The organism is Acidobacteriota bacterium, from assembly GCA_016713675.1.
Taxonomy (GTDB): domain Bacteria; phylum Acidobacteriota; class Blastocatellia; order Pyrinomonadales; family Pyrinomonadaceae; genus OLB17.
Map to the genome: position 1 here is coordinate 1,225,310 of JADJOS010000001.1, position 25,720 is coordinate 1,251,029.

At 54.8% G+C, this 25,720-nt stretch carries 22 protein-coding genes; 17 read left to right on the top strand and 5 right to left on the bottom strand.

Annotation, left to right across the window (positions count from 1 at the left end; all coding sequences use genetic code 11):
- The first annotated feature begins 50 nt into the window (after positions 1 to 50).
- From IPK01_05565 to IPK01_05575, 3 genes are read left to right on the top strand one after another with little or no spacing between them, the layout of a single operon-like run.
- Positions 51 to 1,916, top strand: a complete 1,866-nt coding sequence (locus IPK01_05565) for a M61 family metallopeptidase (protein ID MBK7932959.1) — start codon at positions 51 to 53, stop codon at positions 1,914 to 1,916.
- Positions 1,900 to 3,195: a hypothetical protein gene (locus IPK01_05570; protein ID MBK7932960.1), complete on the top strand. Its 1,296-nt coding sequence runs from the start codon at positions 1,900 to 1,902 to the stop codon at positions 3,193 to 3,195. The genes IPK01_05565 and IPK01_05570 overlap by 17 nt, the downstream gene beginning before the upstream one ends.
- A 4-nt stretch (positions 3,196 to 3,199) precedes the next feature.
- Positions 3,200 to 3,772, top strand: coding sequence for a DinB family protein (locus IPK01_05575; GenBank protein ID MBK7932961.1), 573 nt, complete (start codon positions 3,200 to 3,202; stop codon positions 3,770 to 3,772).
- Between the two features lie 249 nt (positions 3,773 to 4,021).
- On the opposite strand, the gene IPK01_05580 is transcribed toward IPK01_05575, so the two are convergent.
- The 5 genes from IPK01_05580 to IPK01_05600 all read right to left on the bottom strand — a co-directional run bounded on the left by IPK01_05580 (position 4,022) and on the right by IPK01_05600 (position 11,962).
- Positions 4,022 to 6,154, bottom strand: a complete 2,133-nt coding sequence (locus IPK01_05580) for a VCBS repeat-containing protein (protein MBK7932962.1) — start codon at positions 6,152 to 6,154, stop codon at positions 4,022 to 4,024.
- Between the two features lie 160 nt (positions 6,155 to 6,314).
- A complete protein-coding gene (locus IPK01_05585; protein ID MBK7932963.1) occupies positions 6,315 to 7,733 on the bottom strand; it encodes a S8 family serine peptidase in 1,419 nt (472 codons plus the stop codon).
- Between the two features lie 108 nt (positions 7,734 to 7,841).
- Complete coding sequence (locus IPK01_05590) at positions 7,842 to 10,637, bottom strand: CHAT domain-containing protein (protein ID MBK7932964.1); 2,796 nt, start codon at positions 10,635 to 10,637, stop codon at positions 7,842 to 7,844.
- Positions 10,638 to 10,813: 176 nt separating this feature from the next.
- Complete coding sequence (locus IPK01_05595; protein ID MBK7932965.1) at positions 10,814 to 11,287, bottom strand: hypothetical protein; 474 nt, start codon at positions 11,285 to 11,287, stop codon at positions 10,814 to 10,816.
- Between the two features lie 72 nt (positions 11,288 to 11,359).
- Complete coding sequence (locus IPK01_05600) at positions 11,360 to 11,962, bottom strand: sigma-70 family RNA polymerase sigma factor (protein ID MBK7932966.1); 603 nt, start codon at positions 11,960 to 11,962, stop codon at positions 11,360 to 11,362.
- 216 nt (positions 11,963 to 12,178) lie between these two features.
- On the opposite strand from IPK01_05600, the gene IPK01_05605 reads away from it, so the two are divergent.
- The 14 genes from IPK01_05605 to IPK01_05670 all read left to right on the top strand — a co-directional run bounded on the left by IPK01_05605 (position 12,179) and on the right by IPK01_05670 (position 25,700).
- Positions 12,179 to 12,388 carry a hypothetical protein gene (locus IPK01_05605; protein ID MBK7932967.1) on the top strand — a complete coding sequence of 70 codons (210 nt, stop codon included), beginning with the start codon at positions 12,179 to 12,181 and terminating at the stop codon, positions 12,386 to 12,388.
- Between the two features lie 22 nt (positions 12,389 to 12,410).
- Positions 12,411 to 12,797: a hypothetical protein gene (locus tag IPK01_05610; protein ID MBK7932968.1), complete on the top strand. Its 387-nt coding sequence runs from the start codon at positions 12,411 to 12,413 to the stop codon at positions 12,795 to 12,797.
- A 203-nt stretch (positions 12,798 to 13,000) separates the two neighbouring features.
- Positions 13,001 to 13,795, top strand: coding sequence for a phosphatase PAP2 family protein (locus IPK01_05615; GenBank protein MBK7932969.1), 795 nt, complete (start codon positions 13,001 to 13,003; stop codon positions 13,793 to 13,795).
- Positions 13,796 to 13,870: 75 nt separating this feature from the next.
- Positions 13,871 to 14,242: a hypothetical protein gene (locus tag IPK01_05620; protein MBK7932970.1), complete on the top strand. Its 372-nt coding sequence runs from the start codon at positions 13,871 to 13,873 to the stop codon at positions 14,240 to 14,242.
- Positions 14,243 to 14,306: 64 nt separating this feature from the next.
- Positions 14,307 to 14,615: a hypothetical protein gene (locus tag IPK01_05625; GenBank protein ID MBK7932971.1), complete on the top strand. Its 309-nt coding sequence runs from the start codon at positions 14,307 to 14,309 to the stop codon at positions 14,613 to 14,615.
- 541 nt (positions 14,616 to 15,156) lie between these two features.
- Positions 15,157 to 16,455: a UDP-N-acetylglucosamine 1-carboxyvinyltransferase gene (murA, locus tag IPK01_05630; protein ID MBK7932972.1), complete on the top strand. Its 1,299-nt coding sequence runs from the start codon at positions 15,157 to 15,159 to the stop codon at positions 16,453 to 16,455.
- Between the two features lie 58 nt (positions 16,456 to 16,513).
- Positions 16,514 to 16,858, top strand: coding sequence for a histidine triad nucleotide-binding protein (locus IPK01_05635; GenBank protein MBK7932973.1), 345 nt, complete (start codon positions 16,514 to 16,516; stop codon positions 16,856 to 16,858).
- A gap of 24 nt (positions 16,859 to 16,882) precedes the next feature.
- Positions 16,883 to 17,770: a tetratricopeptide repeat protein gene (locus IPK01_05640; GenBank protein ID MBK7932974.1), complete on the top strand. Its 888-nt coding sequence runs from the start codon at positions 16,883 to 16,885 to the stop codon at positions 17,768 to 17,770.
- 88 nt (positions 17,771 to 17,858) lie between these two features.
- A complete protein-coding gene (locus tag IPK01_05645) occupies positions 17,859 to 19,970 on the top strand; it encodes a sigma 54-interacting transcriptional regulator (protein MBK7932975.1) in 2,112 nt (703 codons plus the stop codon).
- 84 nt (positions 19,971 to 20,054) lie between these two features.
- The gene (locus IPK01_05650; GenBank protein MBK7932976.1) at positions 20,055 to 22,187 is read left to right on the top strand and encodes a VWA domain-containing protein; all 2,133 of its coding nucleotides are present in this window, start codon (positions 20,055 to 20,057) and stop codon (positions 22,185 to 22,187) included.
- A gap of 36 nt (positions 22,188 to 22,223) precedes the next feature.
- The gene (gene selB, locus IPK01_05655) at positions 22,224 to 24,137 is read left to right on the top strand and encodes a selenocysteine-specific translation elongation factor (GenBank protein ID MBK7932977.1); all 1,914 of its coding nucleotides are present in this window, start codon (positions 22,224 to 22,226) and stop codon (positions 24,135 to 24,137) included.
- Complete coding sequence (locus IPK01_05660; protein MBK7932978.1) at positions 24,137 to 24,841, top strand: DUF2071 domain-containing protein; 705 nt, start codon at positions 24,137 to 24,139, stop codon at positions 24,839 to 24,841. Before selB ends, IPK01_05660 begins: the two co-directional genes overlap by 1 nt.
- A 44-nt stretch (positions 24,842 to 24,885) precedes the next feature.
- On the top strand, positions 24,886 to 25,359 hold the full coding sequence (locus tag IPK01_05665) for a dihydrofolate reductase (protein ID MBK7932979.1): 474 nt from the start codon (positions 24,886 to 24,888) through the stop codon (positions 25,357 to 25,359).
- Between the two features lie 44 nt (positions 25,360 to 25,403).
- On the top strand, positions 25,404 to 25,700 hold the full coding sequence (locus IPK01_05670; protein ID MBK7932980.1) for a DUF962 domain-containing protein: 297 nt from the start codon (positions 25,404 to 25,406) through the stop codon (positions 25,698 to 25,700).
- The last annotated feature ends 20 nt before the right edge of the window (positions 25,701 to 25,720 follow it).

Here is a 25,720-nt window from a genome sequence, read left to right on the forward strand (position 1 = left end):
AAGATAGCAAGAAAATAAACGATAACACCTCGTTGTAAAATCCTAAAGTAATGCCCAGAAAATTAAGCCCCAAAGTCATCTTACCGTTGCTCTTTGCGATCACATTCTTTATGTGCCAAGAGACAGACGCTCAAAAAAAGCCGTCCAAACAGACCAAACCGGCCGCAGTCGAGGCGAAGCCCGTGCCGCCCGATATCGAGTATACGGTCTCAATGTCAAAGCCCGCGACACATCTACTCGAGGTCAGCATGACGGTCAACTGGAAACAGATGCCCGACAAACTCGAGGTAAAAATGCCGGTCTGGACGCCGGGCAGCTACCTGATCCGTGAATATGCGCGACATGTGCAGGCTTTTGCCGCGAAAGATGCAACCGGTGCCGAGCTCGCCTGGCGCAAGATCAACAAGAATACCTGGCAGATCGATACAAAAGGGGCCGGAGCCGTTGCTCTCAATTACAAAGTTTACGCCAACGAACTCACCGTCCGCACCAACGAACTCAATGATGAACACGCCTTCTGGAACAACGGTGCGACGCTGATGTTCATCAAAGGCCAGCTTTCCGCGAGTTCCACGGTCACTGTCAATCCGTTCGGCAGTTGGAAGGTTGCGACCGGACTGCCCAAGTTTGGCGCCACTGCCAACATATTTATCGCAGAAAATTACGATGTTCTTTACGATTCACCTTTCGAGGTGAGTAATTTCAAAGAGATCAATTTTGAGGTTCAAGGCAAGCCGCATCGTTACGTCATAACCGGCGAAGGCAATTATGATCTGGATCGGCTGGTTGCCGACACGACCAAGATCATCGACGAGACCTACAAGATCTTTGGCGAACTTCCATACAAGGACTACACGTTCATCCTCAATACCCGCGGCGGCGGCGGCCTCGAACATATGAACTCGACGGCGTTGCAGATCAATCGCTTTGCCTTCAAACCGGATTCGCGGTACAAGGGCTTTCTCGGCCTGGTCGGTCACGAATTTGTCCATGTTTTCCTGGTCAAGAGCATCCGTCCCGACGCGTTGGGCCCGTTCGATTACGAGAACGAAAATTACACCAAGCTCCTATGGGTGGCCGAGGGCGGAACCGAATATTATTCGAACCTGATCTTGCTGCGGGCCGGATTGATCACCGCCAAACAGTTCCTTGGTGACAGGGCGTCCGGCATTCAGCAATTGCAGAACCGTCCCGGCCGTTTTGAGACCAGTGTCGAAGACGCCAGTTTCGACGCCTGGATCAAATACTATCGCCCGGACGAAAACGCGATCAACAATCAGATCTCGTATTATGACAAAGGCGAGATCGTAAGCATGATGCTCGACGTGTCGATCAGGTCGGCATCCGGCGGTGCCAAGTCGCTCGATGATGTGATGCGGCATCTGTACAACGAATTCGCAAAGAAAAATAAGAACTTCACGCCTGAGGATTTTCAGAAGGTCTCCGAGTTGATGGCCGGAAAGCCGCTCGACGATTTTTTTGCCAAATACGTCCGCGGTACTGCTGAGATCGACTATGATTCGATCATGGGCGGCATCGGATTATCGTTGGCGGCCGTCGAATCGAATGCCGGCAAACCGTTCATCGGTGCCGACACCGCCGAGGCCAATGGTGTGATAACCATTCGGTCGATCGCTGCCGGAACTCCGGCTTACGAACAGGGACTAAACACCGGCGATCAGATCGTCGCGATCGACGGTTATCGTGCGAGCTCGAATTTTCTTCAGAGTTACGTTGGCGAGCGAAAACCCGGCGATAAGATCAAATTGACGATCTTTCGTTTTGATAAGCTCCGGGACATGACATTCACTCTTGGCAGCAACGATCGCAAAGATTACTCGTTCGCTCCGGTCGCCGAGCCGACGGAAGAGCAGAAAAAACTATACAATCAATATCTGAATGCTGAACTCAAATAGAATTTTGCGGCAGATCGTGATCGTAACGGCGGCTGCGGGTTTGTTGGCGTCGGGCTGTTCGTCGGGCGTTTCGAACAACGCCGTGCCGAAAGTGACCGCGATGCGCGATGTGCCGGCCGTCAGACTCAATTACCGTTACGAAGCGGATGTTCCCGCACCGACGCTGAACGCTGCGGTCGCCGAGGACCGCAACCCGGCCGTTCAAGCCGATTTCGACACCAACCGGCCGCAGGAAATGCTCGAGCGGACGCTGACGTCACCCGACAAAAAGCGGGTACTTGCGATCTATCGACAGGTTGCCGATCTTTCGAGCGAATTCCGGCTTGATGTTTACACGCCCGAAGGCAAACCGCTGCGAAAGGTCACGTCTGACACGATGGCCGTACATTTTCCGGACACCATTGTCTGGTCGCCTGATTCGAGCGCCGTCGCTTTTGTCGCGATGCTGCGGGCGACCGTCTCATTGACACCTGTCACAGCTACGCCGTCACCGATAACGCCGGCGACCGACACGGGAGCGGCCGAAACAAATACCAATGTCGAAGCGGTACCGACACCTGCCGCCCCTACTCCGGCGGCACCGACCGGCATCCTGACGTTTCGCACCGAGCAGATATACATGTGCAATGCCGACGGCGGAGCGCTCAAGGCACTGACGCAGAACGAAGGCCTGATCTATTTCTATTACGTGTGGTCACCCGACAGCTCGATGCTCGCGGCACTCGCAACTACGGCACGCGAATGGCGTTACCTGGAGGTGATAGCCGAGAGCAAGGGCGAAGCGATGGTTCCGTTGGGTCGGCCGCGAGTGATCGAAAAGAACGGCCGCGAACGCCGGCTCGATGACAATCTCACCGCCGTCCAGCCTGTCTGGTCACCCGATTCGGCAAAGATCGCGGACGCGTTTGAGACGCAGATCCGCATCTACGACGCCAACGGCACAACGCCGACACAGGCGGCGATCCCGCTCAAAAATCAGCTGCTGCTCTCGGCACAATCCTACGATCGCGAACAGTCGCGAATTGCCGCCAATTCGACCGCCGACGGCAACACAAGCACTGCACCAACGCCCGAACAGCCCATGACAACGCTGCCGGACGAAAAATTGCTGGTCTCGTACAATCCGATCGTCGAGGTCGCCTGGACGGCCGACGAACTGCTGTACGCAAAAACGGCATATCTTAAACGAATGAAGAACGCTGCTGATAACGTGACCAGCTATTCCCGCTGGCACCGCCTCGTACTGTCGCCGCAGGCCGCGGCTGCTCCGGGAAAATAGAAATATGGAATTCAAAACGATCGCTGACATCTACGCAGTCAATAAAAATGTAGGCGACGGATTTCGCCGCTTCGCGAGATCGATCTCGGACGCCGAGGCAAATGCCGAGATCGACGGCGAACCGTGGACGCTTGCCGCTTTGATCGAGCACGTAGCCATGGTCGAGGCCGGCATCGCGAAAATGTGCGCAAGGATGGTCGACGGAGCAAAACAGAAGGGAACACCGTCAGATGGCAGCTACCGGATCTCAGAAGGTTTTCGTTCAGCTCTCGCCGCGAATGAAGGTGCAAAATTTGAGGCTCCCGAACGCGTCGCGCCGACCGGCGGGGTCGCGATCGCCGAGTCTCTCGAGAGTCTCGATAGATCGTCTGCCGCACTTGCCGCACTTCAGAGTGATCTTGAGGCATACGACGTGTCGGAACTTACGTTCCCGCATCCGTATTTCGGGCCGCTCAACGCCGCCGAATGGGTGATGCTCTCGGGCGGCCACGTTTCCCGTCACATGGCACAGGCAGAACGCCTGCTCGACGGAGTGCGGACACGCCTGTCCGAATCGCCGGTTTCTTCGGCGAAATAAGATAACGATCAGACCCCACAGCCGGTGTTCGTGCTTCGCACTCATTCGGACAAGAGTGTCGGCTCTGCGCAAAAAAAGCCCCCGGCTGAAAGGAGGGCGAATCCAGCCGGGGGGAACGTTTCAAGCAATTTATCATAGCTAACCAAACCAGGTATTTGCCCGAAACCAAACTTTTGATGAATCAAAATTTGCGTTGGTTGTTTGAAATAAGGCAGGAGCTACACGCTCCTGCCTTTTCTTTCTTAACAACTATTGAGCGTTGACCGGACGGTCGCCTTCGAGTCCGAAGTGGACTGCCTGGAACTGTCCGTCCGAGCTCCGCATGATGTACCAGTTGCCGTCTGACGGACGGAACAGAGCGATGTCGGCCTTGCCGTCGGCATCATAGTCACCGGCGACCGGAATGTCACCGTCGAGGCCGAATCGATTGATCGAATAGCCCTGATCCGAACTGCGGAGTGTATACCAGACGCCTGTCGAAGGCCTGTACACAGTGACGTCAGCCCTTCCGTCGCCGTCAAAGTCACCGCGGACCGGAATGTCGCCCGTCGCACCAAAGTGCATTGCTCCGGTCGCACCGTCCGATGAGCGGACCCAATACCAATTGCCGAGGCTCGGCCGGTAGACCACCACATCGTCTTTTCCGTCGCCATCTATGTCGGCCGGCATCGGTTGATCTTCGGCGACGCCCCATTTAATGAACAAGTAGCCCGTGTTGTTGCTCTTTTGGACATACCAGACACCGTTCGACGGGCGATAGACCGCGAGGTCGAGGCGGCCGTCGCCGTCAAAGTCGCCGCGGACCGGTTTATCTGTCGAAAGTCCGAATGCAAGGCCCGTCACGCCGCCGTCGGAGCTTCGTTTGATAGCCCAGACACCCTGGCCGTTATCGTTGGTGTAGACCGCGGCGTCAGTTCGCCCGTCACCATCGTAATCGCCCGAGACGACAACGTCGGTCGGCGAACCGAAGATCTGTGCAGCAAAGCCGTCGCCGTTCTGCGAATACCACGTGTTTGTCGAAGGCCGGAAGACCGCCAGGTCGTTGCTGCCGTCGCCGTCAAAGTCGGCGATGTTCGACTGCTGTCTGAACGCTCCGCTGATCTCGCCGCCGGCGTTGTTGGCACTTGTGATCACCGCTGACCAGAGGCCTGCCCGCAGCATTTGAACCTGCGTTGCATTGACCGGGAAAGTGACTGTCGCAAAGTTTCCGTTGGTTCCGCCGATCACGGCAAAGCTGTAGATCGTCATTGCTGTACCGACGGTGGTTTCAAATCGGGCACCGGTCTGTGCACTCGACAGGTTGTGAAATTCGCCAAATGCGGTTGCCTGAGTTTCAGCGGCGTTCAAGGTTACCTTGAATTCGCCCGTTGCGGCAGATGCGGTTCCCGTGAGATTCGCTTCGAACGAACGTCCCATCGAAGGGCTGGGGCTGGGGCTCGGCGTAGGTCCCGGCGTTCCGGTAGGCGTCGGCGAAGGGCTCGGTCCCGTAAATCCTGCAAATGTTCCGTTAAGGATCGTGCTGCCTGCATTTTTGACCTGAATGGTCGAACCGACGATAACGGCCGGCACGGTCTGTCCGTTGTCGCTGCGGAGACGCAGTCGGCCTTCGCCGCCGCTCTCGAGTACGATGTTGCCTACCGCGTTTCCATCGACCACGACCGCGAGGTTGGTCCCTGCCGGCAGATTGATCTGACGAATGCGGACTTCGAGCTCGGTTCGGCTGCTGTGCAGTTCAAATTGAGCAAAACCGCCGGGCAGGACGCCGTTAATTGTCGCACCGGAAAGACCTGCGAAAAGGTCGCCGGCGTTCGGCGTGCCGCTGGGCGTTGGCGAAGGCGAACCGGTAGGTGTCACGGTCGGGGATGGACTCGGTGTGCCCGTCGGAGTTCCGGTAGGTGTGCCTGTCGGGGTGACTGTCGGGGTCGGTGTTGGCCCGCCGCCGCCAAAAATGCCGCTGACCAATACGGTCGCTCCGTTACGGACCGCGACTGTCGAGCCGTCATTGGTCGTCGGAACGGTCTGGCCGTCTTCGGTCCTGAGTTTGATCTTTGCTCGCTGCTGATCGGTGACTGCCATTGTGCCGATCACATTACCGTCAACGACCGCCTCGAGAACGGTGCCGACTGCGAGCGAGACATCCTCGATCTCGACCTCGATCTCGCGGTTGCCGCTCTGATAGAGCTGCCACGCGGCGGCTCCATGCGGGTTGATGCTGCCTGTCGGCGAAGCGAGCGACGCATTGCGAAGCACGATCACCGGCGTGCCGTCAGCCTTGACTGCGTTGGAAAGCATCGGGACCGACACCCAAGCCGCGATCAGGGCAAATACCGTCAGTAACTGTAAATACCGTTTGTTTGAATTTTTCGAATCTGCTTTTTTCATTTCTAATTCCTGCCTATATTTTTTTGCTTACCTCGTCTGCCTGAGGTGTCGTCAGAAACACAGTGCAGGCGATCAAGTGAAAAAGACAGAATCTACAAATAAAAAAAGCCGCGTTATTCACGCGGCCTTTGTCTGGCCCAAGCTATCGCGAAATTGACGACTATCTCACGAGGAATTGCTCGAAGCCGGAACTGTTCGAAAAACTCGTTGCCAGTGGGCAGGTCAGAGTATTATTTACCGCACAAAGTGCATCGACGCGGCGTAGCCGCACCTCGCCCCACGGCAGATCGGTGTCGTTGCCCCAACGCTTATCGACCGCAGTTTCCTTGATCCGGCCCAGCAGATCGTGCGGGGTCGGAAATGTCACGGTGTCCGGATGTTTCGCTTTCAGCAGAGCTGCGATCCCGGCAACGATAGGTGCCGCCATCGATGTGCCGGACCACATCCCATAACGCCCGCCGGGCAATGCGCTGACGATGTCCTCGCCCGGTGCCGAAACGTCGATCCAACTGCGGTCATAGGACGAAAATATCGCGAGGCCGTCGGGCGTTCCTACCGGGCCGCGTGGGTCGTAGCGGCTGCTGGCCGCGACCGAGAGCATGCCGTCACGCTGCTCGGCGGCCGGGAAAACTTCTGCACGATTTCCGCCGTTTCCCGCAGCGACCGAAACAGCAAGGCGGCGTGTGCCTATCTCAGGGAATGTCGTCCCGTCGCCGGCAGTTCCCAGATCAACGCAATCGAGCAGATCGTGCAGAATGCGGACATTCTCGGGATAACCGATGCTCAGATTAGCGATGTCGGCACCATGATCTGCCGCCCAGATAAGGCCGGCGGTAATTCGCCAGAGCTCGCCGGAGCCATCGGGCCCGAGGATACGTATCGGCATGATCTTGGCGTCCGGCACCATCAGCGTTACAATGCCCGCCACATGCGTGCCGTGGCCGTAAACAGGATTTAGATGGAGCGTACCGACCTCGCTGGGGTCGTTGTCGCCATCGACAAGATCCTTGCGGTCCGCAACCGGAACGAGCCGCCCCGCGAACGCCGGATGCGTCAGGTCAATACCCGTATCGAGCACCGCGACCACGACCGGAGGGCCGTCATATTGATTTGTTATCGGATTAAACTTAAGTCCGCGTGTGCCTGCCGCCGTAAACGCCGCATCGAGCCTGATGCGATCAGGGAACCACTGGCTCGCAAACCCTTTCGCACTGCCGCCGACCGCCCACGAACGGCCGACCGCCCACGAGCGTCCCTGCGTCCATGTCAGTCCCTGCACCTCAGCGTTCGAGAATTTGCGGTTGACCTCTGCCTTGCGTATCCGCAGGTCGCCCGCCATTGCGGCCACGACCTGCGGCGGCGTCTGGGCGTTCGTGATCTGCAGAAGGTAATACGCAGGTGAACCGAACGAACCGAGTGGCGTCGGATTGAGGTTGTATTGAGCTGCTACAGCCGCAAGGTCGGCGGCCGAATTGAGCTGGACGATGACCTGCGTCGGATTATAATCAGGCCCCGGGCCGCCGGCATGAGCAAAAATAGCGAGAAAACACAGTGCCATTGCGGCAAACGCGTTTCTCAAAACTGCTTTAAATTTGGTACTGCCCATCTATTGACCTCGATACGGAAAGACTTCGTCCATATCAACAGTGCGCGCTAGTTTATCAAAAAGACACCGGCCGCGAAAAAATTATCGCCCGATCAAAACGAACGGCGACCAGAGATACGGATGCTCGCCTCGTGCGATCGAATTTAGCTGCGCCTTTCTAAGTGATGCGGCGGCGGTGTGTCCGCGTTGCATTTCGCGGTAAAGGTCCTGCATCAACAGGCTCGCGGCCGCGTCATTCACCGTCCAGAGACTGACAATGAGCGAAGCGGCCCCGGCCGTTAAAAATCCGCGGGCGAGCCCCAGTATTTCGTCGCCTGCGAACACCTTGTTAAGTCCCGTTTCGCACGCGCTCAGAACGACCAGTTCGGCATTGATCCGCTGCTCACAAATATCCCGCACCGTCACCCAGCCGTCAGCGAGATGCAGGCTCGAGAACATGGGATTCTCAGCCCGAAACTGCCCGTGACACGCGAGGTGAATAAGATCACGGCCCGCCGCCTTTCTCGTAAAAGCCGAAAACGTCGCCTTTTCGCCGACCAATGCCTTCGCTTTCGGCACGATCCGCCGAACCGCATCGATCTCGCCCTCGACCAGCGGGATTCGTTCGTCCGCAAAACCCACGAGCAGTGAATCCTCGATCTTTCGCGTCTGGCGTTCCTGTAATTTGCTCCAAACTCCCGCGCTCGGTGCATAGCCCACCTCGAATCTCTCGGCTAAATATCCGTCGTCATACAAGGCATGAAACGGAATATAATGCAGCAAGCCTGCCGGCACGACCACGAGCGAACCGCCGCTCAGCATCTTTTCCAGCGGCCGCAGCAGCTGATCGTACAACGAGGCGAGGCATGCGTCCGCTCGAGCTTTCATCTGCCCCAAAAACCGCTCCATGCCCGCCGTACCATATCGCAGGGCGCCAAACTGAAAATGCAGATCTTCGAGCGCGGATGCGACCTCTGATGTCGTCGCGATATCTTGAACAAACCTGATCTTCGTATCAGTTACGACAAACGCCGAGAACGAATCGTCGATCTCAACAAATTCGATCAATGAACGGCCGCCGCCAAGCCGTTCCTGCAATGATCTTAAGCTAAACCTATCAGCAGCTTTTCCACCGCCGCGTCGCCGCGACGAAACGCTCGCGATCTCACGCGTCAGCTTTGCGACGCGGGCCTCACGTGCACGCACGGCGTCATTAAGTTCCGCGAGCTCGTCCGCCTCCGCACGGTCAAGGCGTTTGTAATAAGAATTGAGTTCCTCGCGGATCTGAGCGAGGTCTGTGCTAAATTCATCCGAATCATCGTTAGAACTCGTCTCGGTATCCAAAGCATCGACAAGGGCCCGCGAACGCCCACTTTCGATGGTCCGAAACGCATCCGCGATGCAGTTCTCGCCCAGATAAACACGCGCCAAGCGGTCGTACGGCTCGAGCCGTGCGGCCATGAACGACATGCTGAATTCCTCCGACGCGAGCGGAGCTCGGAGCCGTTCGACTATCGCGATCGAACGTTTGAAATATGTGATCGCATTCTTAGCGTCACCACTCGATACGGCAGTTTTTCCCAGAAACCCGAGCGCGATCTGTTCGGCGTCCGGCTGCCGCAGACATTTGGCGTCAGCAACGACCGATTCAAATATTCGCTTGGCTTGTGATAGCTTGCCGGATGCCAGATACGCCTCGCCTTCGAGCAGGCCGACGGTCAATGGAAGGCGTGCATTCTGCGTGCGTTTGAGTAATTTTCTCGTCGATCTTGCCGTCGCGAGTGCCGCCGCGTGGTCGCCCACGTCGAGAGCTATTCGTGCCTGAGCGATCATCGCCGCGGCCTGGCCTGGTTCATTTTTCTCGGCGGTGAACAGAGAAAGAGCACGTTTTAGCTGCTTCTTCGCGATCAATGCACCGTCGCCGGCGATCGCGGCACGAGCGTAATTGAGCCGCGAGCGTGCCTCTTCGGCCCGCAGTTTGAGCCGTTTGAATTCGTCGCAGACGCGTTCGTAGATCTCGACGGCCTCGGCATTCAGATTAAGCTCAGAATAAATGCCGGCGATCTCGAGGTCGGCGATCGCTGTTTGATGCGGCATTGCAAGCGCGTCAAATTTTCGCCGCGAAAGCTCAAGATATCGCAGAGCATCAGCGTATCGGCCGCGAAAAAGTGCGAGATTGCCCATGCTCGCCTCGATCTCGGCCTCGGTGACGTGCATCTTGGCCGCGACCGCCGTCTCAAACGCCAACGCGTAAAACTGCTCTGCTTTCTGAAATTCATTAAGCTCGCCGTACGTATTTGCCAGCCCGTTCTCGGCCATCGCCTGCCATTTTGGTTCTCGTGCTTTCTTAAAACGCTTACGAGCGGACGAGCAGAACGTGAGCGCCTCGCGATGCTGCGAGCGCCGCGAAACGATGTTGCTCAGGTTCATCTCGATCTTGCCGGCCGCCAGTTCGTCGCCGTGTTTTGTGAGAATAGGAATGGCCGAAAGCCCGGTGGCGATGGCATCATCATAACGGCCGAGCATGGCAAGTGCCAGCAACCGAGCGACTTTCGTCTGTGCCGCATCTAATTCGTTTCCCGCGACAGCAAACGCATCGGCCGCTCGTTCGAGCTTAGCGACGGCCGATTCAAAACGCCCGCGAATGATCTCGCCGATGCCGCCTGTCCAATCGGCATTCGCCAAAACAACTGCGTCACGATCTGCGTGTGCCAAGCTCCGCGCCGCCGCGACACATTGCCGGACGCGTTCCGGATCGCTCGACCATGCAGCGATGCATTCGTTACGGATGGCCGCAGCGAGGCCCACGCCCGAGAGCTTAGCGTTCTCAGCGAGCAGCGTTTTCCGCCCGTCGGCGTCGGCATCGATCAATTTTTTCGCTAATTCGGTTCGCTGCATCTTTCGCTCGATTATATAACGAAAAAGGCGGCCGGCCTTTTATTGCCGGTCGCCATCTGCGTTTCGTAAAAATTCTTCTCCGCGAACTCCGCGTCTTCCTCAGCGTTCTCTGCGTGGAAAAAATGAGAAGGATATTCCACGCAGCGTTCGCGGAGATTCCGCAGAGATCGGCGAGTTTATTTTAAAATCAATCCTTCGATCACTATCTCGCTCGAATCGCCGCGAACCGTCAAAACGAATTCGCCCGCCGCGACCGCCTCAAACCTAAATCCGCCCATATCGTCGATCGCCGAAACCGCGCCGCCTATCAACACGGTGCCGCCGTCAAAACCGCCGCCGAGCACCTGCCCACGAATCTCAAAACCGCCGTCCGTTGCTGTGACACGCAGGTCGATCGCGTTCTCGCCCGAGTCGAACAGCATCTGCCTCGCCGCACCGCCGGCCGCCGAACGCTCGCCGAATGCCGCACGGTTTGGTGCGAGATCGGCCTTCAAAACGGCGACGAATCGCTGCAATAAGGCAGGTTCTGCGGCTCGCGTCCTAAACAGGTTCCGGGCGTATTTCAATACGTCCGCCGGAGCATCGACCGACCGGTCGCTCTGCATCCGCGAGATGATGTGTTCGAGTTTTTGTTCGTGTGCGTTGTTCATCGCCAATTTTTAAGCGTTATCGCTTTCCTCACCCAAACAGTGCGGCCCGTTAAACAAAAAAGACACTTGCCATTATTTAGTCAGAACTTTTTCGAGTTTCTTCAGACATCGCGACCGCAAAGGGCTGATGCTCGTTTCGCCAACGTTGATCGCCGCCGCGACCTCGACGTACGTCGCCGCCGGATCTCGCAGATAGATCATCGACAATATCTGCTGACAGCGTTCCTCGAGTTCGAGCAAGGCGGTTCGGATCAGATGCTGTTCCTCTAGCTCGATCAGCATTTCGTCCGCCAGCGGCGTCTCGTCGCGGATATTTGCCATCTCGGCCTCCATCTCCTCTTCGGTCGCGGGCGAATAAAGCCCCTTCGAACCTCGCACCACGGCCCAGGTCTTAAATTTCGCCGTCGTCACGATCCACGACCTGATCCGGTCCGGCTGCTCGATCTCGCCGATCTTCTCGAACAGCGTCAGAAAAACCTCCTGAAAAACATCCGCCGCCTGTTCCTCGCTCAGCCCGGCACGCCGCGGCACGGCATAGATCAAACGCTGATACCGACCGACCAATTCATCCCAAGCCGCCTGCTCCCCCCGAGCACACCGCCGCACCAACCCCGCATCGCCATTATCGACAGCGCGCGACCCAAGTAATGATTCAATTGGAGAGGTATCATCCACTAACTAACGATATTGGGATATTCCACGATTTTTCGCAACGGACAAGCTCGACATTGAGTCTTGCTCCCTGGCACAAGCCCGCACGTGAGTAACGGCGTAACGTCCAACGTAGGTATTGCCAACCTATACGGTTAATGCTACATTGCGTTGACAGACGCACACGATAATACCGGCTCAGCGTTGAGCATGGATCGATCCGGCGGAGGGGAAATGCAGATGGACGGAAACAAAACGAAAGTGCTTAGTTGGGGTTCGATCATCGCGATCATGATAGGGGTCGGATTGGTCGCTGGACTAGTGATCGGCCTGTTGAGCGAGACATTTGGCCTGTCGTCAAGCGCCCTCGGAGCCGGAGTTGGGGCAAGCGTCGGCGTCGTCGGAGCTATCCTAATAGCTCGACGCCGGGCAGCACTCAGCCAACGATAATCGATCCGAAGTCCACGATCCCATGAACACTCTTTACTACGGCGACAATCTAAAGATCCTCCGCGACTACATCAAAGACGAGAGCGTTGACCTCGTTTATCTCGATCCGCCGTTCAATAGTAATCGCAATTACAATGTCCTGTTCTGCAACGAATCGGGCAGCGACAGCGAATCGCAGATCACGGCGTTCGAAGACACTTGGCACTGGAACCTCGCCGCCGAGGAAACCTATCACGAACTGATAAACGAACCCGATCAGGTCGGCCGCATGATCGAATCTTTCCGCCAGTTCATCGGCAACAACCAGTTGATGGCCTATCTCGTCATGATGGCCGTCTGTCTAAAAGAACTCCCCCGCGTCCTAAAACCGACAGGTTCTCTCTACCTCCACTGCGACCCGACCGCTTAGCGCTCTTTGACGATTTGTTGTGAAAACGGGAGAAATGATCTATTTTCGTTCCAAAGATAAGTTATTGTCTGGAATGATTCTGGATAATGCACGAAATATGATTATTGAGCGGAATGATTGTGCTCAATCATAAGTTGGGCGGGCACAACGTTCAACGCACAACCTGCAGGTCTTCCCATGTTCAGGTCGACCGTCATCAAGAAATGGGCGAACCTCCAGACAAACTAACGCATATATGGTTCGATTGGGGAATGATCAGACGGTCACTAGTGCGACCATATCGGGTGCCGGTGTCGATGGTCTTTTTCCTCGCTTTGGTTCCCTTCTATGTCCTGATCCCGGAATTCCTGCCGCCCGAAGTGAGATACTCGCCCGCACTTGAGCTCGATCGAGCTTTGCCTCTGCTGCCATCCTGGGCGCTCGTGTACGGAGCCCTTTACTTGTTCTTGATATTGCTTCCTATCTTTGTCGTCAGACATGACGAGCTCGTCCGGCGGATGTTCAATGCCTATCTGCTGACCTGGATCACGGCGTACCTTTTTTTCTTCGTTCTCTATCCGACGGTCGCACCCCGGCCCGAAATTATAACCGGCGAAGGATTTGGAACGTGGGGCCTGCGTGCACTCTATTCGGCCGACCCACCGTACAACTGTTTTCCGTCACTCCATGTGGCACATTCTTTCGTGTCGGCGCTGGCGTGTTCCCGTGTGCATCGCGGACTTGGGGTCGTCGCGACGATATTTGCGACGCTCGTCGCCGTCTCCACGCTGTTAACAAAACAGCACTTTATGCTGGATCTGATCGCGGGCATCTTTCTCGCCACAGTCGCCTACGCCATCTTTCTGCGCAGTTACCCTTATGACCGGATCTCCAAATTCGACCGGCGAATCGCCCCTGCCATTGCAATGTGCGTCGGAGCGCTCGTCGCTGCCGTCCTCGCTATTTCCTGGTTGGCTTACATCTGGGGCGGCGAGACGCAATTCACATTCGGACCGTGAAAGTCGCTTCTCCGGGTCCGTCGAGGTACGCCGCGCGGCGATAGACAGCAACACCCCTTCGCACTTCTCGAACGCATCATTCAGGCATCGTCGAACGAAGGCGACGTAGTTCCCGATCCTTTCTGCGGCTGCGGAACGACAATCGCGGCGGCTCAGAAACTTAACCGCGAATGGACCGGTATTGATGTCACTCATCTCGCCGTCGGCCTCATGAAACTGCGGCTGCAAGACTCGTTCAATATGGTTCCTGTTGGTACAAAAAAGACAACAAAAAGCTCCCCTCCTTACGAAGGAGGGGTGGCACCCGCTTCGGGTGACGGGGTGGTTCTCTCTCCCGCGACCGAAGACGCATCGCTCACTATAGAACCACCTGCACAAACCGAAACTAAAAACCACCCCGTCGGCGAAACGCCGCCACCCCTCCTTCGTAAGGAGGGGAGCCTTTAGTACCGCGTCATCGGCCAACCCGAGGACATTGAAGGAGCACGCGAACTCGCGGACAAGGACAAATATGGCTTCCAGTTGGTGGATTCTGCCGCTGATCGGAGCGAAAGCATTCGGCTCGGAGGCCGGAAAGAAAGAGGTCAAGAAAGGCGCGGACGGCGGCATCGACGGAATGATCGTCTTTACCGACGATAATTCGGGCAAAGCAAAGAAAGTTATCGTCTCGGTCAAAGGCGGCGACGAACACGTCGCCGTTTCGTACGATCCCAACTGTCTCCCATCAGCGTCCATTTTTCCCATTACTGCCCAGCCGTACCCTTACACCCATTGGCTTCCCATGTTTCTCACGGCTGTCTCTGCGATTCAACGTGAATGATCTTTATAAGTTACGCTTCCTCTATAACTTACGCGGAAACGACAACAGACCTTAACCTTTTCTGACTGCCTCCACCGCCGTCGCCGCAGGTGTTGGGATGTGCCAGATCGACACATTACGCCTGATGAGGTGTTAGGCGATCCTTGCGGTTCGGAAAATGACTGCGATCAGATCGAGCTGTTTCGACTAAAATCTCCGTCGAAACTAGCGCCGAAACGACACAAATGGCCATTTTGATACATCGAAAAACGATGGGTGTGGTGGGCGCTCTGCTGGGGCGATGCGTGGCCGTTATCGGTTTTCAGCGGTGACGGCGGTGAATATCTCTGTCTCTAAGCAAAAAACGGATTGTCGCAGGCGTCAAAAAGATTGTCGCTGAGTCACTTTTTGATTGTCGCTAGCCGCAAAAATGCTGTCGCAACGCCTTCTTAAATTGTCACAGGATTTCCACGCATTTGACGCTTGTGATAACATTTCGTTCTCGAATGTATAACGGTTGCTTACAGCCCTCGTGATCCTATTCGGCGCGTAGGAGTATTTTATGGACAAGTTTTTGGTACGCGGCGGACGGCCGCTGCATGGAAAGATCGAGATCAGCGGTGCTAAGAATTCGGCATTGCCCTGCCTCGCGGCGACGCTGCTCTCATCCGAGACAGTGATATTGCACAACGTGCCTTATGTAAAGGATCTGATCACGTTTCGGCGGCTGCTAGAGGATCTCGGAGCGACCGCTTTGACGCCCGAATTGCGGACCGTCAAGGTGAATGCGTCAAATGTCCAGATATTCGAAGCACCGTACGAGTTGGTTAAAACCATGCGAGCGAGCGTCTTGGCACTCGGGCCGCTGCTCGCGAGATTTGGCCAGGCAAAGGTCAGCCTGCCCGGCGGCTGCGCCATCGGAACACGGCCGATCGACCTGCATCTGAAGGCGTTCGAGCAGCTCGGAGCGGTCGTTTCACTCGAATCGGGCGATGTCGTCGCACGTGCCCCGAAAGGCCGGCTGGTCGGCAATACCGTCGATTTTGAAAAGGTCACGGTCACCGGAACCGAGAACGTCATGATGGCCGCGTCACTCGCGATCGGCAAGACGATCATCAAGAACGCCGCTCAGGAACCCGAGATCGACGACCTCGCCGAGCTGCTGAACAAAATGGGAGCCCGCATCAAAGGTGCCGGAACTTCGGTCATCGAGATCGAAGGGGTCGAGGCCCTCAGCAGTGCCGAACACACTATCATTCCTGATCGCATCGAGACCGGAACGTTTATCGTCGCCGCAGCGATCACCGGCGGCGAGCTTGAGATCAAGAGCTGCCGTCCCGAACATCTGACTGCCGTGATCGAGAAGCTTCGCGAAGCCGGCGTCGATATCGAGGAGCTTAACCAAAGCACTCTCCGCGTTAAACGATCTAGCGGCGGCCTCAAAGCATCGGATGTTACGACCGAGCCGCATCCGCTTTTCCCGACCGATATGCAGGCCCAATACATGGCACTGATGACCCAGGCCGACGGCGAATCAAAGGTCGTCGAGACGATCTTCGAAAACCGTTTTATGCACGCCTCTGAATTGATCCGCATGGGCGCCGACATCCAGATCGCCGGTAATACCGCGACCGTTCGAGGCCGAACCCAACTCATGGGAGCCAAGATAATCGCATCCGACCTGCGTGCGTCGGCGTCGCTCGTGCTTGCGGCGTTATGTGCAGAGGGCGAAACGCGTATCGACCGTGTTTATCATATCGACCGCGGATACGAGACGATCGTTCGAAAATTGCGTTCGCTGGGAGCCGACATCGAGCGTGTTCAGGATACGTCGGGGAGCGTCCACGACACGACGGCTTGAGATTTAAATTAACTAATTAGGGCGGCGTGTGATTTAATTAAGTCATCTAAGTATGGCTGTGAAAGATTGCATATTTTGTAAAATAGCTGCCGGCGAGATACCTTCGGCAAAGGTCTTTGAGGACGAACGGTGCCTCGCGTTCAACGATCTGTCGCCTCAGGCTCCGACGCATATTTTGATAATTCCGCGCGAGCATGTTGATTCGCTGGACAAAGCGGACGAAGCAATGAGTGCGACGCTCGGCCATTTGCTGCTTACGGCGGCTGACATTGCCAGAGCGAAGGGCTTTGCCGACGACGGATATCGCGTCGTCATCAACACCAACGCCGACGGCGGCCAGACCGTTTTTCATCTGCACGTTCATCTGCTCGCCGGACGGCCGTTCATCTTTCCGCCGGGATAATACCAAATATTCTTAACAGTTTTTATGAATAGATCTGCGATTCTGATCATATTTTTGTTCGCATTTTCAATGCAGTTCGGCTGCAAGAAAGCGGCCGTTAACGCCAACACCGAGACAAATGCAAATGTGGCGACCGTTTCGCCGTTTGCCGAGATCACCGACGCGAACGCTGCATTTGCCGAGGGCAACCGGCTTTTTGACGACAACCAGACCGAAATGGCTATCGAGGCCTATAAGCGGGCGGTCGAGATAAGTCCGGATTTCGCCGAGGCGTATTTCAAGATGGGCATCGCCTACGCATTGATCGAGAAAGAAGCTCTTCGCTCGGGCACCGGCGACGTCGTCCCGGGCGAGACGAGCGGCAGCAAACCGGTGAAAACAAACTCCGAGAAAATGTTCGAAAGGGCCGTGACCGCGTACAAAAAGCTGATCGCTGCCGCGCCCGATGATGCCGTGTCGCACTTCAACCTCGCCCGTGCCTACAACAAACTGAACAAAGACGAAGAAGCCGAAAAGGAGTTCGAAACAGCCGTCAAACTTAAATCCGACGACGTCGAATACCAAACAGAATTGGGCGGCATTCGCATCAAACTCGCCAAATATCACGAAGCCCTCACTCCGCTCAAAAAAGCACTCGAACTCGACCCCGAAAATCCCGAAGCCGAAGAACTCCTGGAGGAGGCCCAAGCCGGAGCCAGGCGCGTAGATTTTAACCAGCCTGACAACACAAATTCAGGCAAAAAGTCGAATTCGAATTCGATGGCAAACACAAACACAAACGCAAACGTCGCCGGGCCTTCAAACACGGCAGCAAAACCGGCTTCCATTGACAACAAAACCAAGAAAGATGACCCCAAGGAACGGAAACCGGACCGTCCGGGCGGCACAAAGCCTTCTTCCACACGCCCGTAGTGTCGCGAAAATACACACATTCTGCCTGTATGTATCAACTTGACATTGGTGCGTCATCATCGCAAATTAACCATACGGCACGGTTGATATGCAGATCGAATTAGAAAATTCCCCGAAACTCTCACCTGAGCGGCGAGCGAAGATGCAGGAAGCCCGCGAGGCCATCATCTACCGCCTCTCTCGCGATCTGCCTACTGACATCGACCTTAAGCGATTTCTAAACGTTGTCGTTTCCGAGGTGGGCCGGATGCTTGACGTTGACCGCTGCGACCTTCTACAGCTCGGCGATGGCAAGGAACTGAAAATAAGCCATGAATGGCGAAAGGACCGCAGTGTGCCGAAAAGCGAAGGTACGACGATTCCGTTTGACTCGGTGAGGCTCGGTGAGCGATTCGACATTACAAAGCCGGTAAGGATCAACGACACGTCGAAGACCAAAGACGCAACACTCAAGTTCTTTACAAAAGCTCTCGAAACAAAGTCGCTGCTGATAATTCCCATTCGATTGAGGGATCAGGTTCTCGGGTTGCTTGGCCTGCACGATACACACAGCCCGCGCGTGTGGCTCGACGAGGAGGTCGCTTTTCTTGAGTCGATCGCTCAGCAACTCGCAATCGGGTATCAATACACCAGCCTTTACGTCACACAAGAGCAAGAAACTCGACGAACTAACGCATTGTTAGAGATCGCTAATACACTTAATTCGTCGTCAGACTTTAAGGAGGTATCGGCCGATGTGCTGGAACGAGCAATTGGTCTCGTGGGCGCGGATTATGGTGCCCTGGGCGTACTCGATCAGAGCGGCAAACGTATATCTCTAGCGTCATTCAAATCCGCGGAAGGCATCAAGCTCGGCAAGATCCTGAAGATGATCGAGCAGCACAATAAATCGCTTGACGTAGATTCGTTTTCCGCGCTCGGCGAACTACTGCGCGATGGCAAAACGCTGCGCTTGGTCGATTCACAGCTGCCGTTTGCGATCCGGCTGTTCTTTAACACACAACTGGGCGGAAAGGCGGCATTGGTCACGCCGGTGCATGTCGCCGGAAAGGCATTCGGGCTGCTTGGATTTGTTTGGAGCAAGGAAAGTTCGTTTGCTGACCATGACGTGGCCCTTGTCGAGGGAATTGCAGACCAGATCGGAACAGCTCTTGAGCGTGATCAATTGTCGGCTGAGGTGATGCGGCTCAAGAGCGAATTGCATCAACGGCAGAGCGAAATAGTTGGTCAGGCGCCGTCGATCCGACGTGCGATCGAATTAGGATTGAACGTTGCTGATACCAACACGACCGTTTTGATCACAGGCGAATCGGGAACAGGCAAAGAGCTGATCGCAAACCTGATACATTACAATTCAGGTCGCGAAAATCGGCCCTACATCAAGATCAATTGCGGGGCGATACCCGAAACACTGCTTGAGTCAGAGCTGTTTGGCCATGAAAAAGGTGCATTTACCGATGCACGTTCGCAGCGGCAGGGCCGTTTTGAAGAAGCGAACGGAGGCACGCTCTTTCTCGATGAGATCGGTGAAATGTCCCTGCAGGCTCAGGTTCGGCTTCTTCGCGTACTGCAGGATGGTGAGTTTACGCGGGTCGGCGGCAAACAACTGCTAAAGACCGATGTTCGCGTCATTGCAGCGACAAATTCGGACCTCGAAAAGGCGATCGAGGAAGGCGCGTTTCGCAAAGACCTATTTTATCGACTGTCAGTATTTCCCATCTCACTCCCGGCTTTGCGTGAACGTTCGGAGGATGTTCACCTGCTTGTATTTCACTTTCTTGAAAGCTATAAACAAAAATCAGGCCGGTTCATTTCTGGGATCTCGAAAGAAGCGATGCGGGCACTCGTAAATTATGAGTGGCCAGGCAATGTGCGCGAACTCGAGAATGCGATCGAGCGCGCCGTCATTATCGCCTCCGGGCGGCAGATCGAACTCAGTGATCTACCCGAGGCTATCAGCCGTACGGCAGCCGGGGCGATGGCATTTGTAAGGCAGGAACGTGCGACCGCTGCGGGCGAAGGCCGGGCGTTTGGGATCGAGATCGAAATGCCTTCAACGTTTGACGAGATCGAAAAGCAGGTCATCGAGGCGACTCTTGATTACACCGGCGGCGACAAGTCGCATGCCGCCCGCTTGTTAAATATCGGCCGTAAGACGCTATATCGAAAGCTCGGCGAATACGAGATCGAAAACCAATAATTTCACGCAAATTTCGATAGGGTTTAATTTGTGTCCAAAACAACTCTCAGATAAGTTGAGTTTGTCGAATAGTGAGGAAGCAGTATGAAGATCAAACTATCCGGACTCGCCGCTTTGTTCGCCTTTTTTGCGGCAGGTCAGTTATACGCTCAACAACCGACCCCGACGCCCGCACCGGACGAAACAGTGAAAGTAACCACCTCGCTTGTACAAATGGACGTGGTCGTTACTGACAAAAGCGGAGTTGTTGTAAAAGGCCTCGAGCCAGAGGATTTTATCATTACGCAGGACGGCAAGCCCCAAACGATAACCAGCGTTACATTTGTCGATTCGAATACTGCGCAAAGAACGCGTATTGTGTCAACAACAAGCAAGATCGAAAAGCGTGCTATTCCGGTCCCGCCGGCGAATGTACGGTCGCGTCAGGGCCGAATCATCACATTTGTACTCGATGACGGTAATTGTCTCGCTTCGCCCGCAAGCCTCGCGATGATGCGCGATGACATTAAAAAATTCGTCGATCAAAAAATGCAGCCGGACGACCGCGTTGCCATATACCGCACTAAGGGCGGATCGAGTTTGATGCAGATCTATTCTTCCAACAAAGAGTTGCTCAAGCGCAAGTTGAATAAGATCAATCTGATAGTATCCGGCGCGTGCAACAGTGCATTTGAACCTCTTCGTGATAATTCAACCTTGAAAGCCACTGGTACCGGTGCGGCGACATTTGAAAATGAGGAGAGCAAAAAGGCGCGAAAGGACAACGAAGATCGTGACCGCCGTAATCATGTCGCCGGGACGATCGGTGTTTTGAATTTCGTTGTCGAACGGCTCAAAAACGTGCCGCAGCGAAAAACCCTATTTCTGCTCTCTGACGGACTTCTCACAAAATTTGACTCCGATTCATACGATGCTCTCCGTGATCTGGCTGATAAGGCGGCGCGAGCATCCGTAGTGATCAATACGATCAGTGCAAAAGGCGTTACCGTTTCGGGCATGCTAATGGCTCAGGATGAAGTGCTGCCGGGGATAATAAACGGGCCGGACAATACTGGAATCGCGAGCCAAGAACGCATAGACGAAGAAAGGGCTCTAAACGAAGGGATCTCGTACCTGGCGTACGCGACCGGCGGAAAATTTGTCCGCAACAGCAACGACCTCGCTAGGGAAGTGACGCGTGTTCTCGATTCGACCACCGGTTACTATTTGATCGCTTACGAACCGGACGAAGAGACATTCAGCGGCAAAGCGTTTCATAAGATAGATGTGAAAGTAACCAAACCCGATCTAGAATTGAGCTTTCGTAAAGGGTTTTACGGAAGGACAGAGAAAGAGACGCAAACAGTTTATAAGTCTGCCGACAGCCCCTTGTTTCAGGCGATCAGTTCGCCGCTTGACGAGACCGGATTGGATATTCAGATGACGACGTTGCTCGGCAAAGATGAGAGAGCTGTCGGTTTTGTCCGCCTGATCGTTCACATTCAGGGCTCTGACATCACATTTACCGACGAACCATCAGGCGAAAAAAAGGCCGTATTTGATGTGGTGGCGGTCATTTTAGATGAGAAAGGAAAGATCGCGGATGAATTTAACCGAACTTACCCGATTCGCATACCTGCACGCGGACTATCTACAGTTCAGCGTAATGGGATCGATTTTTCGACGGATATTCCTTTGAAAAGATCCGGAATCTACACGCTACGACTCGCATTGCGCGACAATAATTCGAAGCGTTTGGGAACAGCCGGCGATCTTATTGATATTCCTGATCCGAAAAGCGATAAATTGCTCGTTTCAGGTTTGATCACATCTGAATTATCACCTGACGGCCAGCCCAAGCCATTTGTCGGCAGGCCCATAAGCGCGGCGTTTGCACCGGTCTTTTCCTTAAGTGCTCCGTCGATCAGACAGTTTCGTTCCGGCTCGGCGCTCCCTTACGTATTTACCATCAATAACGTCCGTTTTGATAATTCAAGCGCTTCAGGCCGAATCACCAAAGAGGTGCGCTTGTACCGGAACGGCGAGTTGATCGATACCGAAGCCGAGAGGCCGCTCGAAACGACCGGCCAATCACGGGCAGGTATCAATGAACATTCGGGCCTTAAGAGCCTCGGTGATGACCTTTTGCCGGGTGAATATGCATTACAGGTAATAATCCGCGATAAGGTCAAGAACATGGTCTCATCGCAATCGATCGATTTTGAGATCATTGATTGATCCTACGCGTTCCCGGCTTCGCCCGCTATTTGATCTATGGACCTCATCGTCGGCACCGCCGGACACATCGACCACGGCAAAACCGCACTGATCAAGGCTCTGACGGGCATTGATACCGACCGTCTGCCGGAAGAAAGGCTGCGGGGAATAACGATCGATCTCGGTTTTGCTGAGCTTGATCTTGGCGGTGTGCATATTGGATTTGTGGATGTTCCCGGCCACGAGAGGTTTGTAAAGAACATGCTCGCCGGTGCAAGCGGGATCGATCTGGTCATGCTCGTCGTAGCCGCTGACGAAGGCGTTATGCCGCAAACACGCGAGCACTTTGATATCTGCCGGTTGCTCGGCGTGGACAACGGCATAATTGTACTTACTAAGACCGATCTTGCGGATGCTGAAACGTTGGAAATCGCGATGCTCGAAGTTGCCGAACTCGTCTCAGGTACGCCGCTTGAATACGCTCCGGTCGTGCCGGTAAGTGCCCGAACAGGGTATGGTATCGAAGCACTTCGAAAAGAGCTCGCAAGGATAAGCGGCGGGATCACATCGCGAAATTCGGCTTCAGTTAGCCATCTTTCGATAGACCGCAGCTTTTCAGTCAAAGGATTTGGTGCAGTCGTGACCGGGACTCTTGCTTCGGGCCGGATCGACGAAGGCTCGGATATGCAGCTTTTGCCGGATGGGTACAATGTCCGCGTTCGCGGCATACAGGTTCACGGTCGAAAAGTCAGTACTGCGATGCCCGGCCAGCGGGTTGCTGTAAATCTGGGCGGCATCGACCACTCAAAAGTGGCGCGGGGAATGGTACTCGTCGACCCTGATGTCCTATGGCCGACACAGATGTTTGATGCCGAGACAGAGGTTCTGGCAGACTCAGCCCAGCCGCTCAAAACTCGCCAACGAGTCCGTGTCCATCTCGGAACGGTCGAAGCCCTAGCTCGAATTCAAGTGTTAAATGATACCGGCGAGATCGAGCCCGGAAGTCGGGGCTTTGTCCAGGTGCGGCTCGAATCTCCGGTCGTGGCGATTCCGCGAGAACGCTTCATTATCCGCAAATATTCGCCGCAGATCACGATCGCCGGCGGCACGGTCCTCGACAATGCCGCCGTAAAACACCCTCTTAAAGAACTTCCCGCGGTTCACAAATTTCTCAACGAATTAGTTCATAGCAATGATGCTGCATCGATGATCTTGGCGATGGTGATGAAAGCCAAGACCGACGGCTTGAGCTATTCGAATATTCTGGCGCGGACCGGACTCGAGCGAAATGCCTTCTCAGCCGCGATCGCCGCAAATGTAGAAAGCGCAACGATCAGAGATTGCGGCGGGATCTATCTGGCGTCTAACGAATTTGATGAGCTGAGCCGGATCGCAAAATCTGTTCTTGTCGATTTTCACCGACGTGAGCCATTAGAAAAGGGAATGTCGCGTGAGGGCTTGCGTGATAGAGCCTTTGTGCATCTGCCGAACGAAGTATTTCAGGCTGTGATTTCAACACTCGAGACAAACGGCACGATCGTAACGGAAAAAGACACCGTTCGTCTTTCGGCGCATCGAACCGAGCTTTCACCCTCAGAGCAGGCGTTGACCGATTCGATCCGATCGACGTTTGCCGATGCCGGACTTGCGGTCCCAAGGCTCGACGAAGCCCTATCGGACGCCGCCGCATCCGCCGGCCTTGGTCTGCCGGTTGCGAAAAAGCTGTTTGCGCGATTTCTGGATTCCGGCGAACTTGTTAAAGTTACGGAAGAATTCTATTTTGCGAAACATACAATCGATAGGCTGACCGAAACCCTGCGAAAGTATGCATCGGCCGGCGACAAGACGATCGATGTTGCGCGATTCAAGGACCTCGCGGGCGTATCGCGAAAATATGCGATACCGCTGCTTGAGTATTTTGACCAGACGAGAGTGACGGCTCGTTCCAGAGACAAACGGATCATTTTGTAATGCAGAGGTTCCTGACAGCACACTGGCAAGACCTGATAATGGCCAACTATGCGGTGGATCCGTCGCTGCTGGAACCTCGTCTGCCCGCCGGAACCGAACTCGATCTGCAGGACGGCAAATGCTTTGTCAGCCTCGTTGGGTTCATGTTTCTCGATACCCGTGTGTTGGGGATCCCGATCCCGTATCATATCGATTTCGAAGAGGTGAACTTACGCTTTTACAACAAACGCGTATTCAATGGAGAAACTCGCCGAGCGGTATGTTTTGTAAAGGAGATAGTTCCACGATTTGCGATCTCAACCGTCGCTCGCGTCTTATACGGTGAGCCGTACGAATGTTGGTCAATGAGCCACATGCGAACCGAAACAACCGTCTCATACGACTGGTCAAAAGGCGACTGCCGCAATCACCTGAGCGTCGAGATCGACCAAAGCGTCGGTGTTCCCGCCGAGGGTACGCACGGCGAATTCATCATAGAACACTATTGGGGCTACACAAAACGCGGCGGCAACCGCGTCGATGAATACAAAGTGGCGCATCCGAAATGGGAACTCTTTTCCGTCAAAAACGAAGTGATCGACGTCGATTTTGGCGGCACCTACGGCGCCGAATTTGCGTTCCTTGCAAACGAAAAACCTCACTCCGTCTTACTAGCAAAAGGCTCGGAAGTATCTGTTTACAAGGGAGCTAGAATTAGCACTTAGACGTCCCTTTGCGGTCTTTGCGCCTCTGCGTCAAAAAATCACTTATGATCATCGGAATCGTCGCCATCTCAAAAAATTACGCTATCGGCAAAGACGGGAAACTGCCGTGGCATTACAGCGCCGATCTTAAGTTTTTTAAGGAAATGACGACGGGAAATGCGGTCGTCATGGGAGCAAACACGTGGCGTTCGATCGGGCGTCCGCTGCCAAACCGTCTCAACATTGTCCTCAGCCGGTCAGGCAATGTCGAGATACCGCCTGACGTAATGCGGTTCGCAAGCAAAGACGCTGTGATTGCGTTTGCGCGAGATTTCGACAATGACATCTACATAATCGGCGGAGCCAAAACATACTCCGATTTTGCGGACGTGATCAACCGTTGGATAGTGACGTTCGTGCCCATCGAGGTCGAGGACGCAGACATATTTATGCCGCATGGTTTTCTCGACAATTTCATAGAGATCGAAAACCACGATCTCGGCGACGATCTGCACGTCAAAATACTGCAGCGGAAATGAAATTGGTGTAAGATAATCGCAAATTCCGACAGGAGAAAAAGCGTATGATGGGCGGACGCACATGGGACGATTGGATCGAAGAATATTCCGAGAGCCACCAACACCCGATCAACAAACTAACGCATCAATTCGGCATCCCGATGATCGCAATTTCGCTGCTGCTGATACCGTCGATATTTTTCGTTGATGGCATGTGGCGGATCGCTGCAGGGCTTTTTATCGTTGGTTGGATCCTACAGTTCATCGGCCACTATTTCGAAGGCAAGCCGCCCGAATTTATGAAAGATTACCGTTTCCTTTTTGTCGGCTTACGCTGGTGGATGAAGAAAACCTTTGGGTAAACGCGTTGCTGAAAGCTGCT

Coding starts and splice junctions, on each gene's coding strand:
- IPK01_05565 (MBK7932959.1), top strand. CDS start 51: ATGCCCAGAAAATTAAGCCCCAAAGTCATCTTACCGTTGCTCTTTGCG.
- IPK01_05570 (MBK7932960.1), top strand. CDS start 1,900: ATGCTGAACTCAAATAGAATTTTGCGGCAGATCGTGATCGTAACGGCG.
- IPK01_05575 (MBK7932961.1), top strand. CDS start 3,200: ATGGAATTCAAAACGATCGCTGACATCTACGCAGTCAATAAAAATGTA.
- IPK01_05580 (MBK7932962.1), bottom strand. CDS start 6,154: ATGAAAAAAGCAGATTCGAAAAATTCAAACAAACGGTATTTACAGTTA.
- IPK01_05590 (MBK7932964.1), bottom strand. CDS start 10,637: ATGCAGCGAACCGAATTAGCGAAAAAATTGATCGATGCCGACGCCGAC.
- IPK01_05595 (MBK7932965.1), bottom strand. CDS start 11,287: ATGAACAACGCACACGAACAAAAACTCGAACACATCATCTCGCGGATG.
- IPK01_05605 (MBK7932967.1), top strand. CDS start 12,179: ATGGACGGAAACAAAACGAAAGTGCTTAGTTGGGGTTCGATCATCGCG.
- IPK01_05610 (MBK7932968.1), top strand. CDS start 12,411: ATGAACACTCTTTACTACGGCGACAATCTAAAGATCCTCCGCGACTAC.
- IPK01_05615 (MBK7932969.1), top strand. CDS start 13,001: ATGGGCGAACCTCCAGACAAACTAACGCATATATGGTTCGATTGGGGA.
- IPK01_05625 (MBK7932971.1), top strand. CDS start 14,307: ATGGCTTCCAGTTGGTGGATTCTGCCGCTGATCGGAGCGAAAGCATTC.
- murA (MBK7932972.1), top strand. CDS start 15,157: ATGGACAAGTTTTTGGTACGCGGCGGACGGCCGCTGCATGGAAAGATC.
- IPK01_05640 (MBK7932974.1), top strand. CDS start 16,883: ATGAATAGATCTGCGATTCTGATCATATTTTTGTTCGCATTTTCAATG.
- IPK01_05645 (MBK7932975.1), top strand. CDS start 17,859: ATGCAGATCGAATTAGAAAATTCCCCGAAACTCTCACCTGAGCGGCGA.
- IPK01_05650 (MBK7932976.1), top strand. CDS start 20,055: ATGAAGATCAAACTATCCGGACTCGCCGCTTTGTTCGCCTTTTTTGCG.
- selB (MBK7932977.1), top strand. CDS start 22,224: ATGGACCTCATCGTCGGCACCGCCGGACACATCGACCACGGCAAAACC.
- IPK01_05660 (MBK7932978.1), top strand. CDS start 24,137: ATGCAGAGGTTCCTGACAGCACACTGGCAAGACCTGATAATGGCCAAC.
- IPK01_05665 (MBK7932979.1), top strand. CDS start 24,886: ATGATCATCGGAATCGTCGCCATCTCAAAAAATTACGCTATCGGCAAA.
- IPK01_05670 (MBK7932980.1), top strand. CDS start 25,404: ATGATGGGCGGACGCACATGGGACGATTGGATCGAAGAATATTCCGAG.